The organism is Cellulomonas dongxiuzhuiae, assembly GCF_018623035.1.
GTDB lineage: Bacteria > Actinomycetota > Actinomycetes > Actinomycetales > Cellulomonadaceae > Cellulomonas > Cellulomonas dongxiuzhuiae.
This window is the reverse complement of sequence record NZ_CP076023.1, coordinates 1,708,680-1,734,804: the sequence shown is the minus strand read 5'-3', so window position 1 is coordinate 1,734,804 and position 26,125 is coordinate 1,708,680. Positions and strand designations below refer to the sequence as shown.

Below are 26,125 nucleotides of genomic sequence, written 5' to 3'. Positions count from 1 at the left end.
GGGTGGCGGCGGGTCCTCGACCGGCGCGGCCGGACGGCCCGCGGCGCGGCGGGGCGCGGCCGGGCGTGCGGCGGCGGGACGTGCGGCGGCGGGGCGTCCCGGGCGCGGGGCCGGCGGACGCTGCGGGCTCACGGCCGGGCACCACCCGGACGCCCCGGCGCCGACGAGCCGTGCTCCGGTGCGGAACCCTCGGCGGTCGGGGGGTCCTGCGGCGTGCGCGCGCCGAGGGCCGCAAGCTCGGAGAGCACCACGTCCGCCAGCTCGGTCACGTCGCCGGCGCCGATGGTCAGCAGCAGGTCGCCGGGCCGCGCGAGCGCAGCGACGGCGTGCGCGGCCGCCAGCCGGTCGGGCACGAACACGGCCTTGCCGGGCGTGGGAACGTGGTCCGCCACGAGCGCTCCCGTGACCGACGGGTCAGGGTCCTCGCGGGCCGCGTAGACGTCCGTCACGACCACCGCGTCCGCGAGGTCGAACGCGGCGCCGAACTCGCGGGCGAACGTGCGGGTCCGGGAGTACAGGTGCGGCTGGAACAGCGCGAGGACACGACCGTCGTCCGCCACCTGCCGCGCGGCGCGCAGCAGTGCCGCGACCTCCGTGGGGTGGTGCGCGTAGTCGTCGACGACACGCACGCCGCCGGCGGTCCCGCGGTCCTCGAACCGTCGTCCGGTGCCGACGAAGTCGTCGAGCCCCGCCGCGGCGGTGGCGCTGCTCACCCCGACGCGCCGCAGCGCGCACCAGGCGGCCGCCGCGTCGAGCGCGTTGTGCGCGCCCGCGGCCTGGAGGCGCAGCGTGACGGGTGGCTCGTCGCGGGGCGTCAGGACGACCTGCCACCGGCCGTCCTCGGTCCGCCGGCTCTCGCCCACGTGGACGTCCGCGTCCGGCACGGTCCCGTACGTGCGGACCGCCACACCGCGCTCGGCCAGCCGCGCGCGCGTCGCCGCGACCAGGCGCACGGCGCCGGGGTCGTCGGCGCACGCGACCAGCAGACCGCCGTCCCGGACACGGTCGGCGAACCGCTCGAACGCCGCCTCGAAGCGCTCCTGCGTGCCGTAGTGGTCCAGGTGGTCCGGCTCGACGTTGGTGACCACGGCGACGAGCGGCTCGTACGCGAGGAACGACCCGTCGGACTCGTCGGCCTCGGCGACGAAGGGACCCGCGCCGTGCCGTGCGCCGCCGAGCGTGCCGGACGTCGCCCGCACGACCCCGCCGATCGCGAACGACGGGTCGGTGCCGGCGTGGACCAGCGCGGCCGCCACCATGCCCGAGGTCGTGGTCTTGCCGTGCGCGCCCGCGACCGCGATCGCGTCGCGGTCGGCCATGAGCGCGGCCAGGGCCTCCGAGCGGTGCAGCACGGGCAGGCCCCGCTCGCGTGCGCGCACGACCTCGGGGTTGCTCGACCGCACGGCCGACGAGACGACGAGGGTGTCGACGTCCTCCACGTGGGAGGCGGCGTGGCCGACGTGCACGTCGACCCCGGCGGCGCGCAGTCCCACGAGGGCGGGGCCGTCGTGGGCGTCCGACCCGCTGACCCGCAGGCCGCGCGCGGCGAGCAGCGGCGCGACGGCCGACATCCCGGCGCCGCCGACGCCGACGAGGTGGACCCGCCCCAGGTCCGACAGCGCGACGGGGCCGCGCTCGCCGGGGTCCGCGACGGCCGGGGTGTGCGCCACCGTCGTCGGCGGAGGCGGAGCCGACGCACGGACGTGGGCGGGCAGCTGCGCCTCGACGAGGTCGGCGACGCGTGCGGCACCGTCACGCACGCCGACACCGGCGGCGGCCCGGCCCATACGGGCGCGGGTCGTCGCGGCGTCGCCGGCACCGAGCAGCGCCGCGACGTGGTCGCGGACCCAGGCGGGCGTCAGCTCGCGGTCCTCGACGAGGAGCCCGCCGCCCGCGGCGACCACGCCGGCCGCGTTGAGGCGCTGCTCCCCGTTGCCGAAGGGCAGGGGGACGTACACGGCGGGGATGCCGAGCGCGGCCAGCTCGCACACCGTGCCCGCGCCGGCGCGGCCGACGACGACGTCCGCGACCGCGAGCGCGCGGTCCATCGCCGTCAGGTACTCGACGACGTGGTACCGCTCGGCACCGGGCACGCCGACGAGCGAGGCGCGCACGTCGTCGGCCTTCCCGCGTCCCGTGAGGTGCAGGACCTGGGCACCGGTCGCCAGCAGCGCGTCCGCCGCCCCCGCGACGGCGCGGTTGACGCTCGCGGCACCCAGCGAACCGCCCGTGACCAGCAGGGTCGGCAGCGCGGGGTCCAGCCCGAGCGCGTCGGCACCGGCGCGCCGCGAGGCGACGGGGTCGGTCGCGCGAGCGGTCGCCAGCTCCTGCACGGCCGTCCGCAGCGGCAGGCCGGTGACCTGCGCCCCGGGCAGCATCGTGCCGGGGAACGTGACGGCGACGGCAGCCGCCCACCGTGCCCCGACGCGGTTCGCCAGACCGGGTCGCGCGTTCTGCTCGTGCACCACCACGGGGATCCCGCGACGGCGTGCCGCCAGGTACGCGGGCGTCGCGACGTAGCCGCCGAACCCGACGACGACCTGGGCGTCGATCTCGTCGATGGCGTCGCCCGCGGCGCGCACCGCGGCGCGCAGACGACCCGGCAGCCGCAGCCAGTCGACGGTGGGTCGCCGTGGCAGCGGCACGCGCGGGACCACGGCCAGGTCGTAGCCGTGCTCCGGGACGAGGCGCGCCTCGAGGCCCTCGGCGGTACCCAGGACGGCGAACCGGCCGCGCGGGTGGCGCCGACGCAGCTCGTCGGCGACCGCGAGCAGCGGGTTGACGTGCCCGGCGGTGCCCCCGCCGGCCAGGAGCACGGATGTCGCGTCAGCCACGGGTCCGTCCGATCACGGCGAGGGAGCGGCGCACCACGGAGGCGCGCGCGGCGAGCGCCTCGGCGGCACCCGGCTCCGAGCGGGCGAACGACAGCAGCAGGCCGAGCGCCGCCATCGTCATGATGAGCGCCGACCCACCTGCGGAGACCAGCGGCAGCGGCACGCCGATCACGGGGGCGAGCCCGATGACGACCGCGATGTTGACGACCGCCTGCCCGATGATCCAGGCGAACACCGCAGCCGTCGTGATCTTGACGAACGGGTCCGGGTGGCGGCGCATGATGCGGATCATCGCGAACGCGAGGAGCGCGAAGAGGCCGAGCACGAGCAGGGTGCCGACGAGGCCCAGCTCCTCACCGAGGATCGCGTAGATGAAGTCGTTGTGGGCAGCCGGCAGGTACGACCACTTCTCGGCGCTCTGGCCGAGGCCGACGCCGCTCCATCCGCCCGTGGCCAGGCCGTAGCCCGCGTGCAGGCTCTGGTAGCACTCGTTCGTCACGTCGCAGTCGGCGGACAGGAGCGACATGATGCGGTTGACGCGGTTCTCGCTGCCGATCGTCAGCAGCGCCACGCCCCCGCCCGCGATCCCCCCGGCGAGCGCCAGGACCCGCATCGGCACACCGGCGACGAACATCGCACCGGCGACGAGCATGCACATGACCAGCGCGGTCCCCAGGTCGTGCCCGAGCAGCACGACGCCGATGGCGACACCCGCGACGGGCACGACCGGCACGAACGCGTGCCGCCACTCGCGCAGCAGCGGGAGCTTGCGGGACAGCACCGCGCCGATCCAGATCGCCAGGGCGACCTTGATGACCTCGGACGGCTGCGCCATGAACCCGGGCAGCCTGACCCAGTTGCGGTTGCCGCCCTCACCCGCGCCGAGCGGCGTGAACACCAGCATCTGGAACGCGATGCCGAACAGCAGCGCGGGCCACGCCGCCAGCCGGACGAACCGGACCGGCAGGCGCGACATGATCAGCAGCACCGGCAGCCCGATGAGCGCGAACCGCGCCTGGCTGAGGAACACGGCGTACGGCGAGTCGCCGTCGGCGAGCGACTCGACGCTCGAGCTCGACAGGACCATGACCAGGCCGATGGCCACGAGCAGGAACGTGGCGCCGAGCAGCACGTAGTAGCTCGTCACGGCCGAGTTCCAGGTGCCGAGGATCGACGGGTCGCGGACCTCGGGGGTACCGGCGGGCGGCGTCACGGCCCGGGGCGCCGCCGGGCGCACGCGCGTGGTCGCGGCGCCGCTCACGGCCGACCGTCCTGCGGCCGCTCCCGACCGGCGTCGTCGGCACCACCCAGGGCGCGCACGGCCGCGGCGAACGCGTCGCCGCGTGCGGCGTAGGAGGCGAACTGGTCCATCGACGCGCACGCGGGGGCCAGCAGGACCGTGGTGGGCACACCGCCGGGCGCGCCGGCCGCGAGCCGGCGCGCGCTGTCCACGGCGCGCGTCATCACCGGCTCAGTCTCACCGGCGTCCACCTCGATCACCGGGACGTCCGGCGCGTGTCGGGCCAGGGCCTCGCGCAGCGGTGCCCGGTCGACGCCGATGAGGACGACGCCGCGCAGCCGGTCGCGGCGCGCGCGCACGAGCTCGTCGAACGCCGCCCCCTTGGCCAGGCCGCCGGCGACCCACACGACCGACGCGGGCTCGAACGCCGCGAGCGACGCGGACGCCGCGTGCGCGTTGGTCGCCTTGGAGTCGTCGACGTAGGCGACACCGTCGACGTGCCCGACGGTGACGATGCGGTGGGCGCCCGGCGCGAACGCGCGCAACCCGTCGCGCACGTGCACGGCCTCGACGCCGTGGGCGAGCGCGAGGGCCGCCGCTGCCAGCGCGTTGCGCAGGACGTGCGGCGGGACGACGCCGGACGGGCCGGCGAGCTGCGCGAGGTCGGCGAGCGTGCCGAGCTCGGCGGCGTGCGTGTGCCGCAGGCGGGCGAAGCCGCGGTCGACGAGCACGTCCTCGACCAGCCCGACCTGCCCGACGCTCGGCGAGCCGAGCGTGAAGCCGACCGCGACGCAGCCGTCCTCGACGTCCGCCTCGCGCACCAGGTGCTCGGTCACGGGGTCGGAGGCGTCGTAGACGCAGGCGACCTGGGCACGTTCGAAGATGCGCCCCTTGTCCGCGGCGTAGGCCTCGAGCGAGCCGTGCCAGTCGAGGTGGTCGGGCGCGACGTTGAGCACGGCGGCGGCCTGCGCGGCCATGGAGTGCGTGTGGTGCAGCTGGAAGCTCGACAGCTCGACGGCCAGCACCTCGAGCGCCGGGTCGACCGCCGCGAGGACCACGGGGGTGCCGACGTTGCCGACCGCGAGCGTGCGCCGGCCCGCGGCGCGCAGGATCGACTCGAGCATGCCGACGGTCGTCGTCTTGCCGTTGGTGCCCGTCACGGCGAGCCAGGGGGCGGCCTCGCCGCCACCACCGTCGCGCGGCACGCGGACCTGCCACGCCAGCTCGACCTCGCTCCACACCGGCACGTCACGCTCGCGCGCGGCCGCGAGGACCGGGTGCGAGGGCGCCAGGCCCGGCGAGGTGACCACGAGGTCGGCACCCGCCAGGCCGCCCGCCACGAGGGCGGCGGCATCGGCGACGTCCGCCTCCGCCGCACGCTCGTCGAACGTCACGACATGGGCGCCGCGGTCGCGCAGGACCTGCGCGGCGGCGCGTCCCGACACCCCGAGCCCGGTGACCAGGACCGTGCGACCGTCGAACCGTGCGTCCACCTACTGCGCCACCCACTCCGCGTAGAAGATGCCGACCCCGAGCGCCACGAAGAGGCCGGCGATGATCCAGAACCGGATGACGATCGTCACCTCGCCCCACCCCGACAGCTCGAAGTGGTGGTGCAGGGGCGCCATCTTGAAGACCCGTTTCCCGGTCATCTTGAAGAACCCGATCTGGATGACGTCCGACAGCACGATGACCACGAACAGGCCGCCGATGATGGCGCCGAGGATCTCGGTGCGCGTGAGGATCGTCAGTGCCGCGAGCGCACCGCCCAGCGCGAGCGAGCCGGTGTCCCCCATGAAGATCTTGGCGGGGCTCGCGTTCCACCACAGGAACCCGAACAGAGCACCGGTGATCGCCGCCGCCACGACGGCGAGGTCGAGCGGGTCACGCGTCTCGTAGCAGCGCGGCCCGGCCGACACGATGAGCTGGCAGCTCTGGTTGAACTGCCACACGCCGACCAGGACGTACGCACCGAACACGATCAGCGAGACGCCCGTCGCGAGCCCGTCGAGGCCGTCGGTGAGGTTGACGGCGTTCGACCAGGCCGTGATGAGGAAGTTCGCCCACAGGACGAACAGCACGAGCCCCACCGTCACGCCCGCGAACGCCAGGTCGAGGTTCGTGTCCCGGATGAACGAGATGCGGGTCGACGCCGGCGTGCGGAACTGCTCGTTCGGGAACTGCAGCGCGAGCACCGAGAACACGACGCCGACCACACCCTGGCCGACGATCTTCCACAACGGGCTGAGCCCGAGGGAGCGCTGCCGCGAGATCTTGATGAAGTCGTCGAGGAAACCCACGACGCCCAGCCCCGTCATGAGGAACAGGGCCAGCAGCGCCGACGCGCTCGGCGTGGTCCCGGTCAGCAGCAGACCGAACACCCACCCGATGAGCGTCGCCCCGATGATGACGACGCCACCCATCGTGGGCGTCCCGCGCTTCGTGAAGTGCGCCGTCGGACCGTCCTGACGGATGAACTGCCCGTACTGGCGGCGGACGAGGAACCGGATGAACAGCGGCGTGCCCAGCAGCGCGACCAGCATGGAGATGCCGCCGGAGATCAGGACGGCCTTCATGCGTCACCCGCCACGAGCCGGTCGCCCAGCTGCCACAGCCCCGCGCCGTACGACGACTTGACGAGGACGACGTCACCCGGACGCAGCTCGTCCGCGAGGAACGCGGCCGCGCTCTGCACGTCGTCGACGAGCACGACCTCGTCGCCCCACGACCCCTCGTGGTTCGCACCGTCGCGGATGGCCCGAGCCCCCTCGCCGACGACGACCGTGAGCCCGATGTTCAGACGCACGACGAGCCGACCGATCGCGTCGTGCGCCGTGCGGTGCTCGTCGCCCAGCTCGAGCATCTCGCCCAGGACGGCGACGGAGCGACGCTCGCGTCCGGCGATGACCGCGAGCGCCTTGAGGGCCGCACGCATCGAGTCCGGGTTGGCGTTGTAGGAGTCGTCGACGACCGTCACGCCGTCAGCGCGGTCCACGACGTGCATGCGGTGCGGCGACAGCGCGTCGGCGGCGGACAGCCCCGTGGCGACCTCGTCGAGGTCCAGGCCCACGCTCAGGGCCGCCGCCGCCGCCGCGAGGGCGTTGTGCACGTGGTGCTCCCCCACGAGCCGCAGCTCGACGTCGCGCTCGTGGCGCTCGCGGCCCACGACGTGCACGAGCCGGAACGACGCGCGGCCGACGGCGTCGAGCCGCACGTCCTCGACGCGCACCTCGGCGTCGGGCGCGGCGCCGAACAGCACCACCCGCCCGGGGGCGACGGCGGACATCGCGCGCACCCGGGGGTCGTCGCCGTTGAGCACGGCCGTGCCGCCGGGCACCAGGCCCGCGACGATCTCCGCCTTCGCGCGGGCGACCCCGTCCACGCCGCCGCCGAAGCCGCCCAGGTGCGCCTGGCCGACGACGAGGACGACCGCCACGTCCGGCGGTGCGATGTCGGTGAGGTAGGTCAGGTGCCCCGGCCCGCTGGCGCCCATCTCGAGCACGAGGAAGCGCGTCTGCTCGTCGGCACGCAGCACCGTCAGCGGCAGACCGATCTCGTTGTTGAAGGACCGCACGGGGGCGACCGTCGGCCCGGCCGTGCCGCAGATCTGCGCGAGCACGTCCTTGGTGGTCGTCTTGCCGACGGAGCCGGTGATGCCGACAACCTGCAGGCCGCTCCCCCCGGGCACCGCGGCCGCCTCGCGCAGGCGCACCAGCACCTCGCGGGCGAGGTCGCCCAGCGCCCGTTCGACGTCGGGCACGACCACGCAGGGCAGACCGGGCAGCTCGCGCGCGGCGAGCACGAGAGCGGCACCGGCGGCGACCGCGCCCGCGGCGAAGTCGTGCCCGTCGACGTGCTCACCGGGCAGGGCGACGAACAGCCCGCCCGGCAGCACCTCGCGGGAGTCGGTGACGACGGGACCGGTCACGACGTGCTCGGGAGCGATCCCGCTGCGCGTGCCGTGCGTGGCGGCCGCGATCTCGGCCGCGGTGAGGGCGATCACGCGTGCTGCTCCCGGCCCTCGGCGTGGGCGGCGAGGAAGACGTCTCGGTCGTTGTAGCGGTGGAACACCCCGGCGATCTCCTGGGTCGGTTCGTGGCCCTTGCCCGTGACGATCACGGTGTCGTCCGGACCTGCCAGACGAAGGGCGTCGCGGATGGCCTGCGCACGGCTGGACGCCTCGTGCACGTCGGCCAGGTCGGGGCGCACGTCGCGCACGCCCGCGAGGATGGCGGCCCGGATGGACGCGGGGTCCTCCGAGCGGGGGTTCTCGTCGGTGACGACGAGCACGTCGGCCAGGCGCGCGCCGATCTGGCCCATGATCGGGCGCTTGCCGCGGTCGCGGTCACCGTCCGAGCCGTACACCAGGACGAGCCGCCCGGGCGTGATGGGACGAACGGCCTCGAGGGCCAGCACCAGCGCGTCGGGCGTGTGCGCGTAGTCGACGAGGCACAGGGGCCAGCCGTCCCCGCGCTCGACGACGCGCTCCATGCGCCCGGGAATGGCGTGCGCCCCCGCGACCGCGTCGACCGCGGTGGGCAGCGGGACGCCCGCGGCGTGCGCGAGCACGATCGCGAGCGCGGCGTTGGAGACGTTCACCAGACCGGGCAGCGGGCTGTGCGCCTCGTGCCGCGCACCGTCGGGACCGCGCAGGACGAACCGTGAGCCCACGCCGTCGAGCCCGATGTCGGCCTCGACGACCGCCCAGTCCGCGTCGTCGCCGTCGGGTGCACCGACGTGCGTGCTGACGGTCTCGACCGGGATCGGTGACTCGGCGGCGAGCCGGCGCCCCCACACGTCGTCGACGACGACGACGCCGCGACGTGCCTGGTCCGCCGCGAACAGGCGGGACTTGTCGCGGAAGTAGCCCTCCATGTCGCCGTGGAAGTCGAGGTGGTCGCGCTGCAGGTTCGTGAAGCCGACGACGTCGAAGCGCAGGCCGCGCACGCGTCCCAGCGCGAGGGCGTGCGAGGACACCTCGGTCGTCAGGGCGCCGGCGCCGCGCTCGTGGGCGACGGCCAGCAGCGCCTGCAGCACGGGTGCCTCGACGGTCGTGCGCGGGCTCTCGACGGCGTCCTCGCCGATGCGCAGCTCGACCGTCCCGAGCACGGCGGTGCGGGCGTGGTGCGCGCGCATCGCCGCGTCGACGAAGTACGTCGTCGTGGTCTTGCCGTTGGTCCCGGTCACCCCGATGGTCACGAGCCGCGACGCCGGGTCACCGAGCGCCCAGGCGGCCACCGGTCCTGCCAGCGCGCGCGGGTCGTCCGCGACGAGCACCGGCACGTCCCGGGGGACGGACGCGACCCCGTCGGCGTCGGTGAGCACGGCCACCGCACCCCGCGCGACCGCGTCCGCGGCGAACCGCGCACCGTGCACCTTGAGCCCGGGCACCGCCACGAACAGGTCACCGGGCTCGACCTCGCTGCTGGACATCGTCACGCCGGTGAAGGTCCGGTCGGTGGTGGCGGGACCAGCGGTACGCAGGTCGAGAGCGGCGGCGAGGTCGTCGACCCTGCGGACCGGTGGGCGCTCGGGACGGAGCCGGCCCAGGGGGGACGTCATGGGGATGAATCTACCCCGCCCGCTCACTCCCACGTCGCCGGGAACAGCGTCGCCGGCGCCCCCGACGGCGCGATGCCCAGCTGCTGCAGCGCGTATCCCGTGACCGTCGCGAAGACGGGAGCAGCGACCGTGCCGCCGTAGATCGACGTGCGCGGGTTGTGCAGGATGACGGCCGTGATGACCTCGGGGTCGTCCACCGGAGCCACCCCGATGAACGAGGCCGTGTACCCGCTGGGGTTGAAGCGCTGCGCCGTGCCGGTCTTGCCCCCGACGCGGTAGCCCGGGATCGCGCCCTCCTTGCCGGTGCCCTCCACGACCGTGCTCTCCATCATCGACAGGACCGTCTGCGCGGTCTGCGGCGAGACCACCGCGATGCCGTCCGGCGGCGGCTGCGCGGTGTACCGACCGTCCGGTGACGTCCACCCCGCGATGAGCCGCGGCGGGACCCGCACACCGTCGTTCGCGATGGTGGCGAAGACGCTCGCGGCCTGCAACGCGTTCACCGAGACGGCCTGGCCGAAGAGCACCGCGAACTCGTCACGGCCGTGCCAGTCGTCCGGAGTCCGCAGCAGGCCGGCCGACTCGCCCGGCATCTCGATGCCGGTGCGGGCGCCGAAGCCGAACGCCGACAGGTACTGGTAGCGCTGGTCCTTCGTGAGCCGCTGCCCGATGAGCACGGTGCCGACGTTGGACGACTCCGCGAAGACACCGGTCGCCGTGAGCTTCTGGACCGCGTGGTCGTGCGAGTCCTTGATCGTCTCGCCGTGCGGCGTCGTCCAGCGGTCGGCCACCTCGAACGGCTCGGTCGGCTGGACGAGCCCCTCCTCCAGCGCGGCCGCGATCGTCACGACCTTGCCGGTCGAGCCGGGCTCGAAGACGTCCGAGACGCTCCTGGACAGCGCGGTCGTCGCCTGCGCGCCGGGCGTGTTCGGGTCGAAGGCCACCGACTCGGCCAGCGCGAGCACCTCTCCGGTCCGGCGCATCACGACGATCGCGCCACCGTCCGCGCCGGTCTCGGCCACCTTCGCGCGCAGCTGCTCCTCGGCCTTCCACTGCAGGTCGGAGTCCAGCGTGAGGCGGACCGAACGACCGTCCTGCGCCGGGTGCGCCTCGCTGAGCCCCCCGGGGATGGGCTGGCCGCCCTTGCCGCGCTCGAACCTCTCCTGGCCCGGTGTGCCCTTGAGGTCCGCGTGCAGGGCGAACTCCAGGCCCTGCAGCCCCTCGCCCTCGGAGTTCACGAACCCGACGATGTTGCCCGCGACCGTGCCCTTGGGGTAAACGCGGTCGGCGACCTTCTCGACCCCGACGCCGTCGAGCCGCAGCGCGCGCACCTCGCGCGCGACGTCGGGGAGCACGTTGCGCGCGACGACGACGTAGCCGCGGTCACCCACGAGGTCGCCTCCGAGCTCGGCGGCGTTCAGCCCCAGCACCGGCGCGAGCCGCGAGGCCACGCCCGCGGCACCGTCCAGCCCGTCCGACGAGCCGCGCGCGCGGTAGGACGCCACCTGCTTCTGGTTGACGGTGACGTGGTACCGCTCGACCGACGTCGCCAGCACCACGCCGTTCGCGTCCGTGATCTCCCCGCGGGCACCCAGCACCTGTGCGGTCGTCATCCGCTTCTCCCGGGCCTCCTGCGCCACCTCGGGGCCGGCGATCCCCTGGACGTACACGAGACGCCCGGCGAACGTCACGAGCACGAGCGACAGCACCACCACGAGCCCGATCATCCGGCCGCGCGACGCGACGACCGCCTGCGCGGGGCCCGGGGGCGCGGGCGGACGCGACGGGCCGCGGGGCACCGCGGCCGACGGCGCACGGCGTGCCGGGACCGCCGCCCGCTCACCGCGCGACGTCGCGGGGGCGCGGCGGCGCGGCACCGTCCCGCTGCGCTCCTCCACGCCCCCCACCGTGCCACGCGCCGTCCCACGGGCCGGCGCGACGCGCGGCTGCGCGTCGGCAGGGCGACGTCGTGCCACCGGCGTCCGTGCGGCCACCGGCTGCCGTCGAGCGGACGGCTGACGGGCTGCGGGGCGGCGGGCGGCGGGCGTGCCGCCGGTCGGCGGGGCGCTCATCCGCCCGCAGGTGCCGGGGCCCCCTGGACGCTGCCGTCCGCGAGCCGCAGCCAGCCGGTGCCGTTCGCCTCCACCATGCCGAGGCTGCGCGCCTCGGCGGCGAGCTGCGTCGGGGACGAGCGCGCGTCGTGCTGCGCGACGAGGTCCATGCGGTCCTGCCGCAGGCGGCCGAGCTCGTTGGACAGCTCGTAGCGCTCGAACGCGAGCGAGGCCATCTGCGTGTTGAGCAGCAGGGCCGCGAGCAGCGCGCCGCCGAGCACGGCCATGCACGCCAGGACGAACGGCACGCGGGAGCGCGCCTGGGCGGGTGCACCGACGACACGCAGACGCGGTGGCGGTGCGACGGCCGGCCGCGCGGGCAGCGGGTACGCACGCGCGGCACCGGTGCGGGCGGCGGCCTGGGGCAGGGCGCTCATGCGGCTCTCCTCTGGGTGCGCAGGTGGTCGGGCGTGGGACGCAGCCGCTCGGCGGCGCGCAGGCGGACGGACTGGGAGCGGGGGTTGCGGGCGAGCTCGGCCTCGTCGGCCTCCTCCGCGCCGCGGGTGAGCAGGCGCAGGTACGGCGTGTGCGTCGCCGGCTCCACCGGGAGGTCGGGCGGGGCGCTCGACGTCGCACCGGCGGCGAGGGCACGCTTGACGAGCCTGTCCTCGAGCGACTGGTACGACTCGACGACGATGCGACCACCCACCGCGAGCGCCTCGATCGCGGCGGGGAGCGCACGCTCGAGCGCGGCGAGCTCACCGTTCACCTCGATGCGCAGGGCCTGGAAGGTGCGCTTGGCCGGGTGGCCCCCGGTCCGGCGGGTGGCCGCGGGAACACCGGCGCGCACGACGTCCACGAGCTCGGACGTGCGCGTGAACGGTGCGCTCTCGCGCCGCCGCACGATGAGGCGCGCGATCCGCGGGGCGAACCGCTCCTCGCCGTACACCCGCAGCACGCGCGCGAGGTCGCGCTCGTCGTAGGTGTTGAGCACGTCGGCCGCGGTCGGCCCCGTCGTGGGGTCCATCCGCATGTCGAGGGGGGCGTCGTGGGCGTAGGCGAAGCCGCGCTCGGCCTCGTCCAGCTGGAGGGACGAGACGCCGAGGTCCATGAGCACGCCCTGCACCGCCGGCAGTCCGAGACCGTCCAGGACGTCGCCGATCTCGTCGTACACCGCGTGCACGCCGGTGAAGCGGTCACCGAACGGGGCGAGCCGCGCGCTCGCGAGCGCGAGCGCCTGGGGGTCCCGGTCGATCCCGACCACGCGGACGTGCTCGAGGGCCCGCAGGATGCCCTCGGAGTGGCCGCCCATGCCGAGCGTGCAGTCGACCAGCACGGACCCCGGGGCCTCGAGTGCGGGCGCGAGGAGGTCGATGCAGCGCTGCAGGAGGACGGGCACGTGCCGCGAGCCGGCGTCGGACTGCTCGTTCATCGATCCCCCTCTCGTCGTGCTGGTGCCGGTGTGACAGATGGTGCTGGTGGGACTGGTGATACACGGAGATGGCCGAACGGTCCCTCCACCGTCCGGCCAGATCCCCCACCGACCCTCTGGCGCCGGGGAAGTGGCGTCAGAACGGACGGGGGGAGGTCTCGTCGGGCGGAGCGAGGGTGCGGGGTGGAGGGGACCGCTCCGGTGCGCGCGGGAAGGCGGACGGAGCGGTCGGTCGGACGGGAACGGGGGCGACGCAGCGGCCAGGGGGCCGCCGAACGGCTCAGAACGGGCCGTTCGGGAAGACCTCCTCGGTCGTGTCGGCGTAACCCGCCTCCTGCTCGGACAAGTAGGTCTCCCACGCGGTGAGGTCCCAGATCTCCACGCGGGTACCGGTGCCGATGACGGCGACGTCCCGGTCGAGGCCGGCGTACGTGCGCAGCATCGGCGGGATGGAGATGCGGCCCTGCTTGTCGGGGAGCTCGTCGCTGGCCCCGGACAGGAACACACGGAGGTAGTCGCGCGCCTGCTTGCTCGTGACGGGCGCGGTCCGCAGCTGGTCGTGCATCCGGCGGAACTCGTCCATCGGCAGCACGAACAGGCAGCGCTCCTGACCGCGCGTCATCACGAGGCCCCCTGCCAGCTGCGGCCGGAACTTCGCCGGGAGGATGAGGCGGCCCTTGTCGTCGAGACGCGGGGTGTAGGTGCCCAGGAACGGCGCGAAGGAGCCGTAGGCGCCTGTCGAGTCATACGACACCTCACTCCCCTCCTGGTCGTCCGCAGCCCCTGGTCGAGGGCCTCTCGCGTGGCCGGCCCCGGCACTGCGGACCGCCCCGTGAGCGAGACGCTCCTGGTCTCTCCACGTGCCTCCACGGTACTCCACTTCCCTCCACCACCGTCTTGTCAAGGGCCGAAGTTCACCCGTCTGATGCGCGTCTGCGCAGGTCAACGCCGTGGAGCGAAGTGGGGGGCTCCGCACGTCACGGCGCGCCTCGACAACGCCGCCCGCGCGTGCACGTCGGGACGAACCGGGCCGCACCCTCCCAATACGGCGCATCCGGGGGCGCGCCGCCGCTCACCGGGCCGTCGCCGGGGAGGGAAGTGGAGGACCGTGCCCGGGCGCGGAACGGGTGACGGGGGCTGCGCCCGTCCGGGTGCGTGCCGCACGAGAAACGCCCCGAGCGCCGTCGCGTCGACGCCCGAGACGCGCACGGCGCGGGTGAACCTCGCGCCGTCGGGTGCCCGGCGTGCGTACTCTCGTGCCAGTCCGCCAAGGGAGTCGCACCCATGCAGTCACTGCCGTCGCCCGTCGAGCTCGAGAGGCTCGTCGACACCACCACCCGCCTGCGCGCCGGCATCGAGTCGGTGATCACGGGGCGACCGGAGCTCATCCGGACGTCGTTGGCGGTTCTGCTCGCCGAGGGGCACCTGCTCCTCGAGGACGTCCCCGGGGTGGGCAAGACCACGCTCGCCAAGGCCATCGCCCGCAGCATCGACGCCCAGGTCGGGCGCATCCAGTTCACTCCGGACCTGCTGCCGAGCGACCTGACGGGCGTCAACATCTTCCGCGCCCAGACCCACGAGTTCGAGTTCCGCCCCGGGCCGGTCTTCGCGCACGTCGTCATCGGCGACGAGATCAACCGCGCGTCACCCAAGACGCAGTCCGCCCTCCTGGAGTGCATGCAGGAGGCGCAGGCGACCGTCGACGGCCGCACCTATCCCCTGCCCCGGCCGTTCCTCGTCATCGCGACGCAGAACCCCGTGGAGATGGAGGGCACCTACCCCCTGCCCGAGGCGCAGCGGGACCGCTTCATGGCCCGTCTCACCGTCGGCTACCCGAGCGTGGAGTCCGAGCTCGACATGCTCGACCTCCAGGAGGACACCGACCCGTTCTCGCGCATGCGCCCGGTGACCGACGCCGCAGCGGTCCAGGGGTTCATCGACATCGCGCGCCGGCTCTACGCCGCCCCCTCGGTCAAGCGGTACATCGTCGGCCTCGTGACGGCGTCGCGCGAGGACGCCGGACTGCGCCTCGGCGCGTCCCCTCGCGCGTCCATCCAGCTGCTGCGCGCCGCCAAGTCGCTCGCGGCGATGTCCGGCCGCGACCACGTGCTCCCCGACGACGTCCAGGAGCTCGCGGTCCCCGTGCTCGCCCACCGGCTGCTGCCGAGCACCGAGTCGCGGCTGTCCGGCCGCACGACGCAGGACGTCGTCACGGACATCGTCGCGCGCACCCCACTCCCGGCCGTCGAGCCCGTCGCGCGGGCACGGCGAGCACTGGGCTGATGCGCAGGCGTCCGACGGCGCGCGGATGGGCGCTGGCCGCGGCGGGTGCCGTCGCGCTCCAGGCGGGCATCGGGCTGGGCTCCCTCGACCTCGTGCGCATCGGCATCCTGCTGCTGGCCGTGCCCGTCACGGCGTTCGTCGCCGAGATCGCCTTGGACGCGGTGCGCGGCCGGCGGGGGCTCGAGGTGCGGCGCGAGGTCACGCCCGACCCCGTGCACGCCGGCCAGGACGCCGACGTGCGCGTCGACATCGTCGCGACCGACCGCGCCGGCCGGGCCCGCCTGGCCGGGCTGCGCTTCTCCGAGCAGGCCGCCGTCGAGCTGTCCGGCGGTCGCGCGCTGCGCGCACGGGTCGCACGCCGCGCCGACCACGCCACCGTGCGGTACCCCGTGCGCACCTCCGAGCGCGGGCGCTGGCCTCTGGGGCCCCTGGTGGTCACCCGGACAGACACGTTCGGCGTCGTCCGGTCGCGCACGACCCTGGGCGCCGAGTCGCAGGTCGCGGTGTGGCCGGCCGTCGTGGCGCTGCCCGCGCCGTCGGACGTGCTCGTCGGGGAGCCCGACCGCGTGGCGCTCGGGGCCCGCACGCCGTCCACGGACGACGCGAACCTGCGCGACTACCGCGAGGGCGACGACCTGCGCCGCGTGCACTGGAGGTCCAGCGCCCGGCGCGGCACGATGCTCGTCCGGTCGGACGAGCGGGCAGGCATGCGTCCGGTGTCGGTGCTGCACGACCTCCCGGTGCGCACCGCCACCACCGAGTGGACGATCTCGCTCGCGGCGTCGATCGCGCTCGCCATGCTCGACAGCGGCCACCCGGTTCGTCTCGCGGCGGCCGGCCCGCCCGTCGGTCCCGGTGCGGACGCCGCGCGCGGCTGGGGGTCGTACGTGCACGCACGGCAGGGTCCCGAGTCGCGCGCCGCGCTCCTCGACCTCACGCTGGATCTCGTACCGGCTCGCACGTCCACGGAGGCGGAGGTCGCGTTGCTCGATGCGGTCCGCATGCTCGACACGTCCCAGGCTGCCGGCGAGATCGTCGTGGCGGTCGTCGGCCCCCTGTCGCCCGCGGGCTGCGGTGCGCTCGCCCACGTCGGCGACTCCGCCCAGGGCTGGGCCGTCGTGCGTGCCGACGGCCGGCACGCGAGCGACGCCCGCGACGCGCAGCACACCGCCACGGTGCTGCGGCGCAGCGGGTGGCGCGTCGCGCAGGCGACGACCGGGGAGAGCCTCGCCGAGTGCTGGCTGCGGCTGCTGGGGAGCGCGCGATGAGCCCCGCGCCCGAGCAGGGCGCACGGGCCGTCGTCGGTGCGGTGCTGTGCGTCCTGGCGACGTGGGCGAGCCTGCTCGCGCTCACGGGCCTGGTCGCCGGGAGCCGCTGGGTCGCGGTCGCCTGCGTGTCCGTGCTCGTCGTCGCCGCGGCCGCCGCGCTCACGCGTGCGGCCACCCGCCGTTGGTGGGCGCCGACCGCCGTCGGTGGCGCCGTCGCGCTCGTCGGGCTGGTGCTGCGGTACGGGGCCCCTCCCGGGCGCCCGCAGTTCCTCCCGGACCTGGACGCGGTGGGTCGCGCCTGGGCCACCGCCCGTCAGGGCGTCGTCGTGGTCAACGAGTCGTTCGTCCCCATGCCCGACGTCCGGCCCGGGGAGATGCTGCTGGTCGTCGGCGCCCTCGCGGTGTACCTGCTGCTCGACGCCGCGGTGCTCGCGCTGCGCTTCCCCGCGGTGGGTGGGCTGCCCCTGCTCGCACTGTGGATCCCCGCGATCGTGCTCGGCTTCCCGGCCGGCGCCGCGCCCATGTTCTGGACGGCCGCCGCCTACCTGGCCCTGCTCGCCTACGGCGCCGCCCCGCTGCACGCGCAGGCGGGCCGGACGCAGCGCATCGGCACCGCGGCCACGGCGGCCGTGGCACTCGCCGGCACGAGCATGATCGCCGGGCCACCCCTCATGGACGCTCCCGGGTGGGCGAGCGTGGCGCTGCCCACGTTCGGCGACGGCCCGGTGGGGCCGCTCGAGCTCAGCGACGACCTCGACCTGCGCGAGAGCCTCGGCACCCGCTCGGCCCAGGTCGTGCTGACGTACCGGGTCAGCGACCCGAGCCGGCCGACCGATCCGGCGACGGACGACGCGGCCGCCGAGGACACGGGAGCCGCGACCGCCGACCCGAGCGCCACGCCCACCGCTGCCCCGACCCCGGCCGTCGACGCACGGCTCGTCGGACCGCTGCGCGCCTTCACCATGTCGACGTTCGACGGCCGGCTGTGGGAGCGGACCGACAACGAGGCCCTCGAGGTCTGGGACCCGGCGTCGCTGCTCGCGTCCGACCCGAACCTGCTCGGGACCTCACCGGACCCCGCCGCCGGGACGCTCGCGCAGGTGGACCTCGTGGTCGGCGCGCTGCGCGAGCGCCGGCTGCCTGTCAGCACGTTCCCCCGCACCCTCGCGGTCGACGGGCAGTGGGGCTACGACGCCCTGCGCGACGAGGTCGTCGGCCAGCGGTCCACGGGCGACGGGCTGACGTACTCGATGCTCGTCCAGGTGCCTCGCCTCACGGCCGAGGACCTGGAGGCCACGGGCGTCGGCACGCCGACGGACGCCGAGCAGTACACGGCCCTGCCCGCCACCGAGCACGCCGAGGAGATCGCAGCCCTGACCGCCGAGCTCACCGCCGACGCGGACAACCCGTACGAGCAGGCGCTCGACCTGCAGACCTGGCTCCGGTCGGCCGCCAACTTCACGTACGACACGCGCGTCCCGCCCGCCCGCAGCACCGACGCCGTCTGGGACTTCCTCGAGGACCGCCGCGGGTACTGCGTGCAGTTCGCCACCGCGATGGCGATGATGGCACGCACGCTCGAGATCCCCTCCCGCATCGGTGTCGGCTTCCTGCCCGGCGAGCGGACGCAGGACGACACCTACGTCGTCACGGGCCGGCTCGCGCACGCGTGGCCCGAGCTGTACTTCGACGGGTTGGGCTGGGTGCGTTTCGAGCCGACGCCCGCGTCGCAGAGCGGCCCGCCCCCCGTCTGGGCCGACCCGTTCACCGGCATCTCGGCACCCGGGTCCATCCCCGACGAGATCGGTGCCAACCAGCCGGGCTCGCTGCCCAGCGCTGCGGCGACGGCGCCGTCCGGGGCCCTGCCGACCGCCGTGGAGGAGCAGAGCCCCTGGGCGGCCGCGGCGATCACCACCGGCCTCGTCCTGCTGGTGGCCGGAGCGGCGCTGGTCGTGCTCCTCCTCGTGCGACGCCGCCGGCGCCGCGTCATGACGCCGGAGGACGCCTGGACCGCCCTGCGCCGGGAGCTCGCCCGCGCCGACGTGCGGTGGTCGGACGCGACGAGCCCACGGGGGGTGGTGCGCCAGGTCGAGCGGTCGATCGGCGTGCGTGCCGGCGGCGAGCTCGACGGGTCGGCGCGTGAGGCCCTCGACCGCCTCGCGCGCGTGGTCGAGCAGACGCGCTACGCGCCGTCACCGGCCGATCACAGCCCGGAGGAGCTGGACACCTGGGTCCACGAGATCGGTGACGGGGTGCGCGCAGCGCTCGCACGTGACGGAGCACGCACGCCGGCGACGACCGCCTGAGCGACCCGCTCCAGCGGTCCTCCGGTGGATCGGGCGACGCGAGGCTCGGTTCAGCCCAGGTCCGACACGACCGCGATCCTGTCGGACGCGGGCATTCCTCCCCGCGGTCGTTCCTCCCCACGGCGAGAGCCACCGGCGTCAGACCACCGGTCGGGTCGGCAGACTGGTCGGGTCAGCGACCTTCCCCGTCGCGCCGACGGTCCCACCGCTCCTCGAGCCGTGCCATGAACCCGTGCTTCTTCGACGAGGCGGGCGCGCGGCGCACCGACCCGTCGGACGCGACCGTGCCCTGCGGCCCGGTGCGCTCGGAACGCGGCGTCGCGAACGCGAAGGCGACCGCGGCGAACATCACGACGAACCCGATGGCGCCGACCCACGGCTGCGAGGTCGCTGCGCCCACGACGAGCAGCAGCAGGCCGACCGCCGCCCCGACACCCGCGATGACGTAGCGCGTAGCAGGGCGATGGCCGCCCCGTCGCGTCAGCGTGTTGGCGAGTCGAGGGTCGTCAGACGTCAGCTGGCGCTCCATCTGCTCGAGCACGCGCTGCTCGTACTCGGAGAGTGGCATCCCGACCCCCGTCGCACTCCGGTGGACTATGTGGCCTCAGGATAGATCGGCTGGCACCAAGGTGGTAGTCGAGCGACCGTCGGCAGGGCGATCATCATGCGGCACGCACCGGTCCATCCGCCACTGCCGGGCGCGTCGGGCTCAGTATTCACCTGCTCGCGACGGCCGGAAGACCGATGGGGGCACCCTCGTCCGCCTCGAGGGCCCCCCGGACGGCGTCCACGAGGTCCTCCGCGGCGCACAGCGCACGCTCGGCACGCGCCGGTGTGACCAGCTCGAAACGGCCCGCGTCGATGGCGGAGCGCAGCGTCGCGGCCTGCGCGAACAGCGCCGAGAGCGCGTGCAGCTCGGGCGCCACGGCGTCCAGCATCCCCCAGACGGTCCGGGGCGCTCCCCGGCCGACGGGGCGACCGCGGGCCGCGACGAGTGCCGCGCCGGCGCGGAGCGCTGCGAGGTGCGCGTGCGAGAACATCTCCCACGGCTCGCCGGAGAACTGGGCCGCGAGGAGCTCGGCATCCGCTCGCCCGAGCAGCTCCGCGGTCTGCGGCAGGACCGTCACCGCGTGCAGCGTGCTCACCCGACCGGTCATCGCTCCCACCTCCTGTCACGGCGGGCCACCCGCCGGTCCCATCTTCGAACACATGTTCGAACGCGTCAATCCCTCGTCCGCCGGACCTCGACGCCGCGGCGGCCGGGACCGCGTACGGTGACCGAGTGGCAGCCCGACGTCGCGACCCATCGTCCCGCCGACCACTGACATCCCGGTCCGCACCGACCGTGCCGGACTGGCCGGACGGTCCCGTCGCCGTGGCGACGGGCACGGTCGAGGTCGTGCGCGAGCCCGGCCGCCCTCGTGCCGCGACGCTGCTCGTCAACGGCGTGCCGAGCTCGTTCGTCGACCTCGACGACCCCGGCCTCCTCGACTTCGAGTACATGCAGCAGGCCGCCGCGGTCGTGGACGTGGTCGCCGCGCGCCGTGCCGACCTGGCGGTGCTGCACCTCGGCGCCGGCGGCTGCGCCCTCGCGCGCGCCCTCGCGCACCGGCACCCCGCCGCGCGCCAGCTCGCCGTCGAGCTGGACGGCGAGCTGGCACGGCTCGCGCGCGTGTGGTTCGACCTGCCGCGCGCACCGCAGCTGCGCCTGCGCACCGGCGAGGCGCGCGAGGAGCTGACGAGACTCCCCGACGCGACCTACGACGTCGTCGCGCGCGACGTGTTCGCCGGTGACCGCACGCCGGAGCACCTCACGACCCTGGAGTTCGTGCACGAGGTCCGTCGCGTGCTGCGCCCGGGCGGCGTCTACGTCGCCAACTGCGCCGACCGGCCACCCCTCGCCCTGGCCAGGGCAGAGCTGGCGACGCTGGCCGCGGCCTTCACCCGCGTCGGCGTCGTGGCGGAGCCGGCGCAGCTGCGCGGCCGGCGGTACGGCAACCTGCTGCTCATCGCCACCGACGACCCGGACCTCCTGGACGACGCCGGCCTGGCGAGGACGCTGCGCTCGCTGCCCGTGCCCGCCCGGCTGCTCACGGGTGAAGAGGCACGCACCCTGGCCGGTGCCGCTGCGCCGCTGCGTGACCCGCAGCCTCTCGTGGACCCGGTCGACGAGCACGCCGGCTGACCGCATCCCCGGACGCAGCGCAGGGCCGCACCCTCGTCGGGTGCGGCCCTGCGTGTCAGCAGACGCCCGGCCGGAGCCGGGCGCGGGTCACAGCGGGCGGACGTGCTCCGCCTGCGGACCCTTCTGACCCTGCGTGATGTCGAACTCCACGCGCTGACCCTCGTCGAGCGAGCGGTAACCCTGCGTGTCGATGGCCGAGTAGTGGACGAAGACGTCGGCGCCCCCGTCGTCCTGGGCGATGAACCCGAAGCCCTTCTCGGCGTTGAACCACTTGACCGCGCCCTGTGCCATGTCCCGCATCCTTCTGTCCCACCAGGTGACCACCACGGGCCCGGTGCCCGCGGCGCGCCGCAATGCCTCACGTCCTGCACCCGGTGGTCCGGCCCCCGCCGCTGTGGGGACCCGAGAGTACCTCGTACCTGCCGACCCCGGAGGGCGGCGGGCGGCTGACCGGTCGAGCGTCCGTACGTCACTGCAACGGCTGCATCCTTGCACGAAGGATGTGGCGTACGCCACGGCTCGTGGACGTACGTCCCGAACGCGCGACAACGATCAGGTCACGCGTGCGTGCGGGACGAAGGGGTCAGACGGCCGCGTCGCCGCCGTCGTGGGGCTCGGACTGCTCGGCGAGGAAGCGCTCGAGCTCGGCGCCGATCTCCTCGGCCGTGGGCAGGTCGGTCGCCTGGGCCAGCAGGCTCGTGCGCCCCACGCTGCGGGTGAACGCGTCGTACTGCTCCTCGAGCGCGTGGACGACCGCGGCGACCTCGGTCGAGCCCTCGACCTGCCGCTCGACCTCGCGCAGGGACTCGGCGGCCGCCGGCTGCAGGCCGGCCAGACCCAGGTCGAGCCCGGTGGCCCGCTCGACGTGGCGGAGGCCGGCGAGCCCGGCGGCGGGGAACGCCGTCTGCGCGAGGTAGTGCGGCACGTGCACCGCGAAGCCCATCGCGTCGTGCCCGGACTCCCCCAGCCGCAGCTCGAGCAGCGCGGACGCGCTGGCCGGCACCTGCACGGTGCCGAAGAACGAGGTGTGGTCGGCCACGAGCTCCGCGCGGGTCGCGTGCGCCGTCACGGACACCGGTCGCGTGTGCGGCACACCCATGGGGATCCCGTGCAGGCCGACCACCAGCGGGACGTCGAAGCGCTCGACGAGCTGGCGCACGGCCGCCACCCAGCGCTCCCACTGGACGTCCGGCTCGACGCCGTGCAGGAGCAGGTAGGGCACGCCCTGGGCGTCCTCGAGGAGGTCGACGACGAGCTCGGGCGTGTCGTAGTGCGTCCACCCGGAGTCGAACGTCATGACCGGTCGGCGCGAGCGGTAGTCCACGAGCTGGTCGGTGTCGAACGTGACGAGGCGTTGCCCCGCCCCCACGGCGGCCAGGTGCTCGACGGCGACCTGTCCGGCGTGGCCGGCGTCGACGAAGCCCTGCAGGGCGTGCACGAGCACCGGCCCCACGCCACGGCGCGCGGCGTCGTCCAGACGCTGGGCAGCGTCGGCGTCCACGTCGTAGATGTCCCGGGGGTCAAGCATCGATGTCCACTCACCTCTCGTGCTGCGGTCGAGCGGTACAACGCCGCGAAGCCGCCGTCTCTTCCCCCGGGAGCACGTGTCACCGACCGGGCAGGCGGACGACCTCCACGAAGAACTCGTCGATCTGCCGCACCACGTCGATGAAGCGGTCGAAGTCGACGGGCTTGGTGACGTAGGCGTTCGCGTGCAGCGAGTAGCTGCGCACCACGTCCTCCTCCGCCTCGGACGTCGTCAGGACCACGACCGGGATGGACCGCATCGCCTCGTCGGACTTCATCGCCTCGAGCACCTCGCGACCGTCCATGCGCGGCAGGTTGAGGTCGAGGAGCACGAGGTCCGGCGTCGGTGCGTCCGCGTGCTCGCCCTCCTTGCGCAGGAACTGCAGCGCGCTCACGCCGTCGGCGACGACGGAGAGGCGGTTGCGCACCTTGTTGTGCTCGAACGCCTCGCGCGTCATCAGGACGTCCCCCGGGTCGTCCTCCACCAGCAGGACCTCGATCACCTTCTGATCCGGCATGTCAGCTCCGTCCTTCGTCCCCGTCGTGGGGGTTCTCGTCCTCGGTCACCGGCAGGGTCCAGCGGATGGTGGTCCCGTCGCCGTCGGTCTCCGGGATCCAGATGCGACCGCCGTGGAACTCGACGATCTTCTTGCACAGCGCCAGCCCGATGCCGGTGCCCTCGTAGACGTCCTTGGCGTGCAGGCGCTGGAAGATGACGAACACGCGGTCGACGTACTGCGGGTCGATCCCGATCCCGTTGTCACGGGCCTCGATCTCCCACGCACCCTCCACGCGGCGCGCGGTGACGTGCAGGTGGGGCGTGCGGTCGGGGTGCCGGAACTTCACGGCGTTGCCCACGACGTTCTGGAAGAGCTGGACCAGCAGCGGCTCCTCGCCGCGCACGACCGGCAGGTCGCCGTGCGTGACGACGGCCCCCGCCTCCTCGATGCGCTCGGAGAGCTGGTCCTGCGCACGCTCGAGCGCCACCGCGAGGTCCACGTCGACGACCTCGCCGCCGACGCGACCCACGCGGGAGAACCCGAGCAGGTCCTGGATGAGGCGCTGCATGCGCTTGGCGCCGTCGACGGCAAAGTCGATGTACTGGTCCGCACGCTCGTCGAGCTGACCGCCGTACCGCTTCTGCAGCAGCTGCGTGAAGCTCGCGACCTTGCGCAGCGGCTCCTGGAGGTCGTGCGACGCGACGTACGCGAACTGCTCGAGGTCACGGTTGGAGCGCCGCAGCTCCTCGGCCTGCTCGGTGAGCCGCTGGTGCGCCTCGGTGATCTCCTCGCGGGACGAGCGCAGCTCCGCGAGCTGCGTGACGAGACCCAGGCGCATCTGCTCGACGTCGGACGCGAGCTCCTCGAGCTCGCCCGGGCCCTCGACCCGCACCACGTGGCTGAGGTCGCCCTGCGTCACCGCGCGGCTGGCCTGACCGAGCTGCGTCACCGGCACGAGCACCCACCGGCGCAGGGCGAACCACAGCGAGATGCCCGTCGCCACCGCCGCCAGGACCAGCAGCAGCACGAGGCCGCCCGTCGCGGCCGTCCAGGTCGCCAGCTCCTGGGCCGCGATCGCGCGCGACGCGCGCACCTCCTGCACGTACGCCTCCGCCGCGGCCCGCGCCTCGTCGAAGAGGACACGCCCGGCCTCGATCTGCTCGGGGCTCACCGCCGCGCTCCCGCCGGCGCTGACCTGCTCGATCACCGGGGTGGCGAAGTCCTCGTGCCAGCGCTCGGAAGCGCGCGCGGCCGCACGTGCCGCCGCCAGGAGCGTCTCGTCGGGTGTCTCCGACGCGAGCTCGTCCGCCAGCACCGTGAACGTGACGTCGTCGAGCGACCGCTCGTAGGGCTCGAGAGCGATCTCGTCACCGGTGAGCGCGAAGCCCCGCACGGCCGTCTCGGCGTCGACGAGCCCCACGTACGCGGCGTCGGCGCCCGAGACGGCGTCGAAGTAGAGCCCGGTGACCGCGTCCTGGGACGCCAGCGCGCGCGCGAGCACGAAGCCGGAGAGCACGAGCACGACGCCCAGCAGCGCGCCCGCCGTCACCAGCAGCAGCGTCAGGCGCCGGCGCAGGGTCGTCGCGGCGCGGCGCGGCGACGCGCCGTCCGCCGCGGTCATCCGTCCCACCCGATCAGCACGACGGCGGCGTCGTCGACGAGGTCGCCGCCGTGCAGCGCGCGCACGCCGGAGAGCATCCGCCCGAGCAGGGGGTCCTCGTCGGGTCGCACGTCGCCGTCCGTCTCCACCACTCCCTGCACGGTGCGGTCGGCCACCTCGAGGAGGCCCGCCTTGCCGAGGCGACGGGTCCCGTTGCCGATGGTGGCCTCGAGCAGGCCGTCGGTGTAGAGCAGGAGGCGCCAGGAGTCGCCGAGCTCGAGACGCTCCGCGGGCCAGCCACCCCCCACGGGGATCCCCAGCGCGCGACCGCGGTGCCCCGCCGGCAGCAGCGCCGCGGGCGGGCCCAGGCGCAGCGGCACGGGGTGACCGGCGAGGTAGAGGTCGGCGGAGCGCCGGTCGGGCTGGACCGCGAGCATCGACACGGTCGTGAAGATCTCGGGACGGGCGCGCTCGGCGGCCAGGACGCGTTCCAGCAGGCCCAGGATCTCGTCGGCGGGGATGTCGGCGAGCACCAGGGTGCGCCAGGCGGTGCGCAGCGTCGCGCCGAGCGCCGCCTCGTCCGGACCGTGGCCGCAGACGTCCCCGACCATCGCCAGCACGGTGCCGTCGGGTCGCTCCACGACGTCGTAGAAGTCGCCGCCGAGCAGACCCTGACGGCCTGCGCGGTACGCGACGCGGACCTCCAGGCGGGCGTCCCGCACGGCCGGTGTCGGCAGCAGCGCGCGCTCCAGCCGGGTGGTCTCCGCCGCGCGCACGAGGCTCTGGTACAGGGCGCGACCCGTGTCGTCGAGCCGCCGGCGCTGCACGGCGTACCGCACCGCGCGCGCGAGCAGGTCGGGCTCGACGTCGCTCTTGACGAGGAAGTCCTGCGCGCCCGCGGCCACCGCCTCGACCCCGGCGTCCGTCCCCGTCAGGCCCGTGAGCACCACGACGGGCGGGGCACCCGCCGCGAGCACGCGCTGCAGCGCGCCCAGGCCCGTCGCGTCCGGCAGGCCGAGGTCGAGCAGGACGCAGTCGGCGTCGAGGTGCATGAGCGCCTCGTCGACCGTGCGCACCCACACGGTCTCGTGCAGCAGGCCGCCGTCCTGCAGGTGCTCGCGCACGAGGACCGCGTCGCCCTCGTCGTCCTCGACCACGAGGATCCGCAGGGGGGTGCCGTCGTCTCCGGGACCACCTGACTGCACGTCAGCGTCGCGCGCCACAGAGCCGTGCACGGGTGTCCCTTCGTCGGTGTCGACGCACTGTAAGCCAGGACGGGCGTCGACACGTACCGCTGACCCGCGCGACGCCCGCGCGTCGCACGTGCGACGGACGGC

21 protein-coding genes are annotated in these 26,125 nt (G+C 74.7%); 4 read left to right on the top strand and 17 right to left on the bottom strand.

The window, feature by feature from the left end; translation table 11 throughout:
* Nucleotides 1–128 precede the first annotated feature (128 nt).
* From murC to mraZ, 10 genes are all read right to left on the bottom strand, one after another.
* Nucleotides 129–2,834: a UDP-N-acetylmuramate--L-alanine ligase gene (gene murC / locus KKR89_RS18565; protein WP_208197725.1), complete on the bottom strand. Its 2,706-nt coding sequence runs from the start codon at nt 2,832–2,834 to the stop codon at nt 129–131.
* Nucleotides 2,827–4,047 carry a putative lipid II flippase FtsW gene (ftsW, locus tag KKR89_RS07770; RefSeq protein ID WP_208197821.1) on the bottom strand — a complete coding sequence of 407 codons (1,221 nt, stop codon included), beginning with the start codon at nt 4,045–4,047 and terminating at the stop codon, nt 2,827–2,829. The genes murC and ftsW overlap by 8 nt, the downstream gene beginning before the upstream one ends.
* Before the next feature lie 44 nt (nt 4,048–4,091).
* A complete protein-coding gene (gene murD / locus KKR89_RS07765; protein ID WP_208197724.1) occupies nt 4,092–5,567 on the bottom strand; it encodes a UDP-N-acetylmuramoyl-L-alanine--D-glutamate ligase in 1,476 nt (491 codons plus the stop codon).
* Nucleotides 5,568–6,650 carry a phospho-N-acetylmuramoyl-pentapeptide-transferase gene (mraY, locus tag KKR89_RS07760; RefSeq protein ID WP_208197723.1) on the bottom strand — a complete coding sequence of 361 codons (1,083 nt, stop codon included), beginning with the start codon at nt 6,648–6,650 and terminating at the stop codon, nt 5,568–5,570.
* The gene (locus KKR89_RS07755; RefSeq protein WP_208197722.1) at nt 6,647–8,077 is read right to left on the bottom strand and encodes a UDP-N-acetylmuramoyl-tripeptide--D-alanyl-D-alanine ligase; all 1,431 of its coding nucleotides are present in this window, start codon (nt 8,075–8,077) and stop codon (nt 6,647–6,649) included. The genes mraY and KKR89_RS07755 overlap by 4 nt, the downstream gene beginning before the upstream one ends.
* Entirely contained in the window at nt 8,074–9,636 is a 1,563-nt protein-coding gene (locus KKR89_RS07750; RefSeq protein WP_208197721.1) for a UDP-N-acetylmuramoyl-L-alanyl-D-glutamate--2,6-diaminopimelate ligase, read from the bottom strand. Before KKR89_RS07750 ends, KKR89_RS07755 begins: the two co-directional genes overlap by 4 nt.
* Nucleotides 9,637–9,659: 23 nt before the next feature.
* Entirely contained in the window at nt 9,660–11,534 is a 1,875-nt protein-coding gene (locus KKR89_RS07745; RefSeq protein WP_251141067.1) for a peptidoglycan D,D-transpeptidase FtsI family protein, read from the bottom strand.
* A gap of 170 nt (nt 11,535–11,704) precedes the next feature.
* Nucleotides 11,705–12,124: a hypothetical protein gene (locus KKR89_RS07740; protein ID WP_208197719.1), complete on the bottom strand. Its 420-nt coding sequence runs from the start codon at nt 12,122–12,124 to the stop codon at nt 11,705–11,707.
* Nucleotides 12,121–13,119: a 16S rRNA (cytosine(1402)-N(4))-methyltransferase RsmH gene (rsmH, locus tag KKR89_RS07735; protein ID WP_208197718.1), complete on the bottom strand. Its 999-nt coding sequence runs from the start codon at nt 13,117–13,119 to the stop codon at nt 12,121–12,123. The genes KKR89_RS07740 and rsmH overlap by 4 nt, the downstream gene beginning before the upstream one ends.
* 280 nt (nt 13,120–13,399) lie before the next feature.
* Nucleotides 13,400–13,873, bottom strand: coding sequence for a division/cell wall cluster transcriptional repressor MraZ (gene mraZ, locus KKR89_RS07730; RefSeq protein ID WP_191784755.1), 474 nt, complete (start codon nt 13,871–13,873; stop codon nt 13,400–13,402).
* 530 nt (nt 13,874–14,403) lie between these two features.
* Here mraZ and KKR89_RS07725 point away from each other — a divergent pair.
* The 3 genes from KKR89_RS07725 to KKR89_RS07715 are packed head-to-tail and all read left to right on the top strand — an operon-like array spanning nt 14,404 to nt 18,976.
* Nucleotides 14,404–15,402, top strand: coding sequence for an AAA family ATPase (locus KKR89_RS07725; RefSeq protein ID WP_208197717.1), 999 nt, complete (start codon nt 14,404–14,406; stop codon nt 15,400–15,402).
* Nucleotides 15,402–16,670, top strand: coding sequence for a DUF58 domain-containing protein (locus KKR89_RS07720; protein ID WP_208197716.1), 1,269 nt, complete (start codon nt 15,402–15,404; stop codon nt 16,668–16,670). The genes KKR89_RS07725 and KKR89_RS07720 overlap by 1 nt, the downstream gene beginning before the upstream one ends.
* The gene (locus tag KKR89_RS07715) at nt 16,667–18,976 is read left to right on the top strand and encodes a transglutaminase family protein (protein WP_208197715.1); all 2,310 of its coding nucleotides are present in this window, start codon (nt 16,667–16,669) and stop codon (nt 18,974–18,976) included. The genes KKR89_RS07720 and KKR89_RS07715 overlap by 4 nt, the downstream gene beginning before the upstream one ends.
* A gap of 172 nt (nt 18,977–19,148) precedes the next feature.
* Here KKR89_RS07715 and KKR89_RS07710 read toward each other — a convergent pair whose 3' ends face one another.
* On the bottom strand, nt 19,149–19,544 hold the full coding sequence (locus KKR89_RS07710) for a DUF3040 domain-containing protein (RefSeq protein WP_208197714.1): 396 nt from the start codon (nt 19,542–19,544) through the stop codon (nt 19,149–19,151).
* Nucleotides 19,545–19,692: 148 nt separating this feature from the next.
* Nucleotides 19,693–20,133: an SAV_6107 family HEPN domain-containing protein gene (locus tag KKR89_RS07705; RefSeq protein ID WP_208197713.1), complete on the bottom strand. Its 441-nt coding sequence runs from the start codon at nt 20,131–20,133 to the stop codon at nt 19,693–19,695.
* Nucleotides 20,134–20,321: 188 nt separating this feature from the next.
* Here KKR89_RS07705 and KKR89_RS07700 point away from each other — a divergent pair, with 188 nt between their 5' ends.
* Entirely contained in the window at nt 20,322–21,161 is an 840-nt protein-coding gene (locus tag KKR89_RS07700; RefSeq protein WP_251141066.1) for a spermidine synthase, read from the top strand.
* An 87-nt stretch (nt 21,162–21,248) separates the two neighbouring features.
* On the opposite strand, the gene KKR89_RS07695 is transcribed toward KKR89_RS07700, so the two are convergent.
* The 5 genes from KKR89_RS07695 to KKR89_RS07675 form a co-directional block, all read right to left on the bottom strand.
* Nucleotides 21,249–21,452, bottom strand: a complete 204-nt coding sequence (locus KKR89_RS07695; protein ID WP_191784748.1) for a cold-shock protein — start codon at nt 21,450–21,452, stop codon at nt 21,249–21,251.
* Between the two features lie 292 nt (nt 21,453–21,744).
* Entirely contained in the window at nt 21,745–22,689 is a 945-nt protein-coding gene (locus KKR89_RS07690) for a proteasome assembly chaperone family protein (protein ID WP_208197711.1), read from the bottom strand.
* A 79-nt stretch (nt 22,690–22,768) separates the two neighbouring features.
* The gene (locus tag KKR89_RS07685) at nt 22,769–23,206 is read right to left on the bottom strand and encodes a response regulator (protein WP_208197710.1); all 438 of its coding nucleotides are present in this window, start codon (nt 23,204–23,206) and stop codon (nt 22,769–22,771) included.
* A gap of 1 nt (nt 23,207) precedes the next feature.
* Entirely contained in the window at nt 23,208–24,809 is a 1,602-nt protein-coding gene (locus tag KKR89_RS07680; protein WP_208197709.1) for a sensor histidine kinase, read from the bottom strand.
* On the bottom strand, nt 24,806–26,023 hold the full coding sequence (locus KKR89_RS07675; RefSeq protein ID WP_208197708.1) for a PP2C family protein-serine/threonine phosphatase: 1,218 nt from the start codon (nt 26,021–26,023) through the stop codon (nt 24,806–24,808). Before KKR89_RS07675 ends, KKR89_RS07680 begins: the two co-directional genes overlap by 4 nt.
* Nucleotides 26,024–26,125 lie beyond the last annotated feature (102 nt).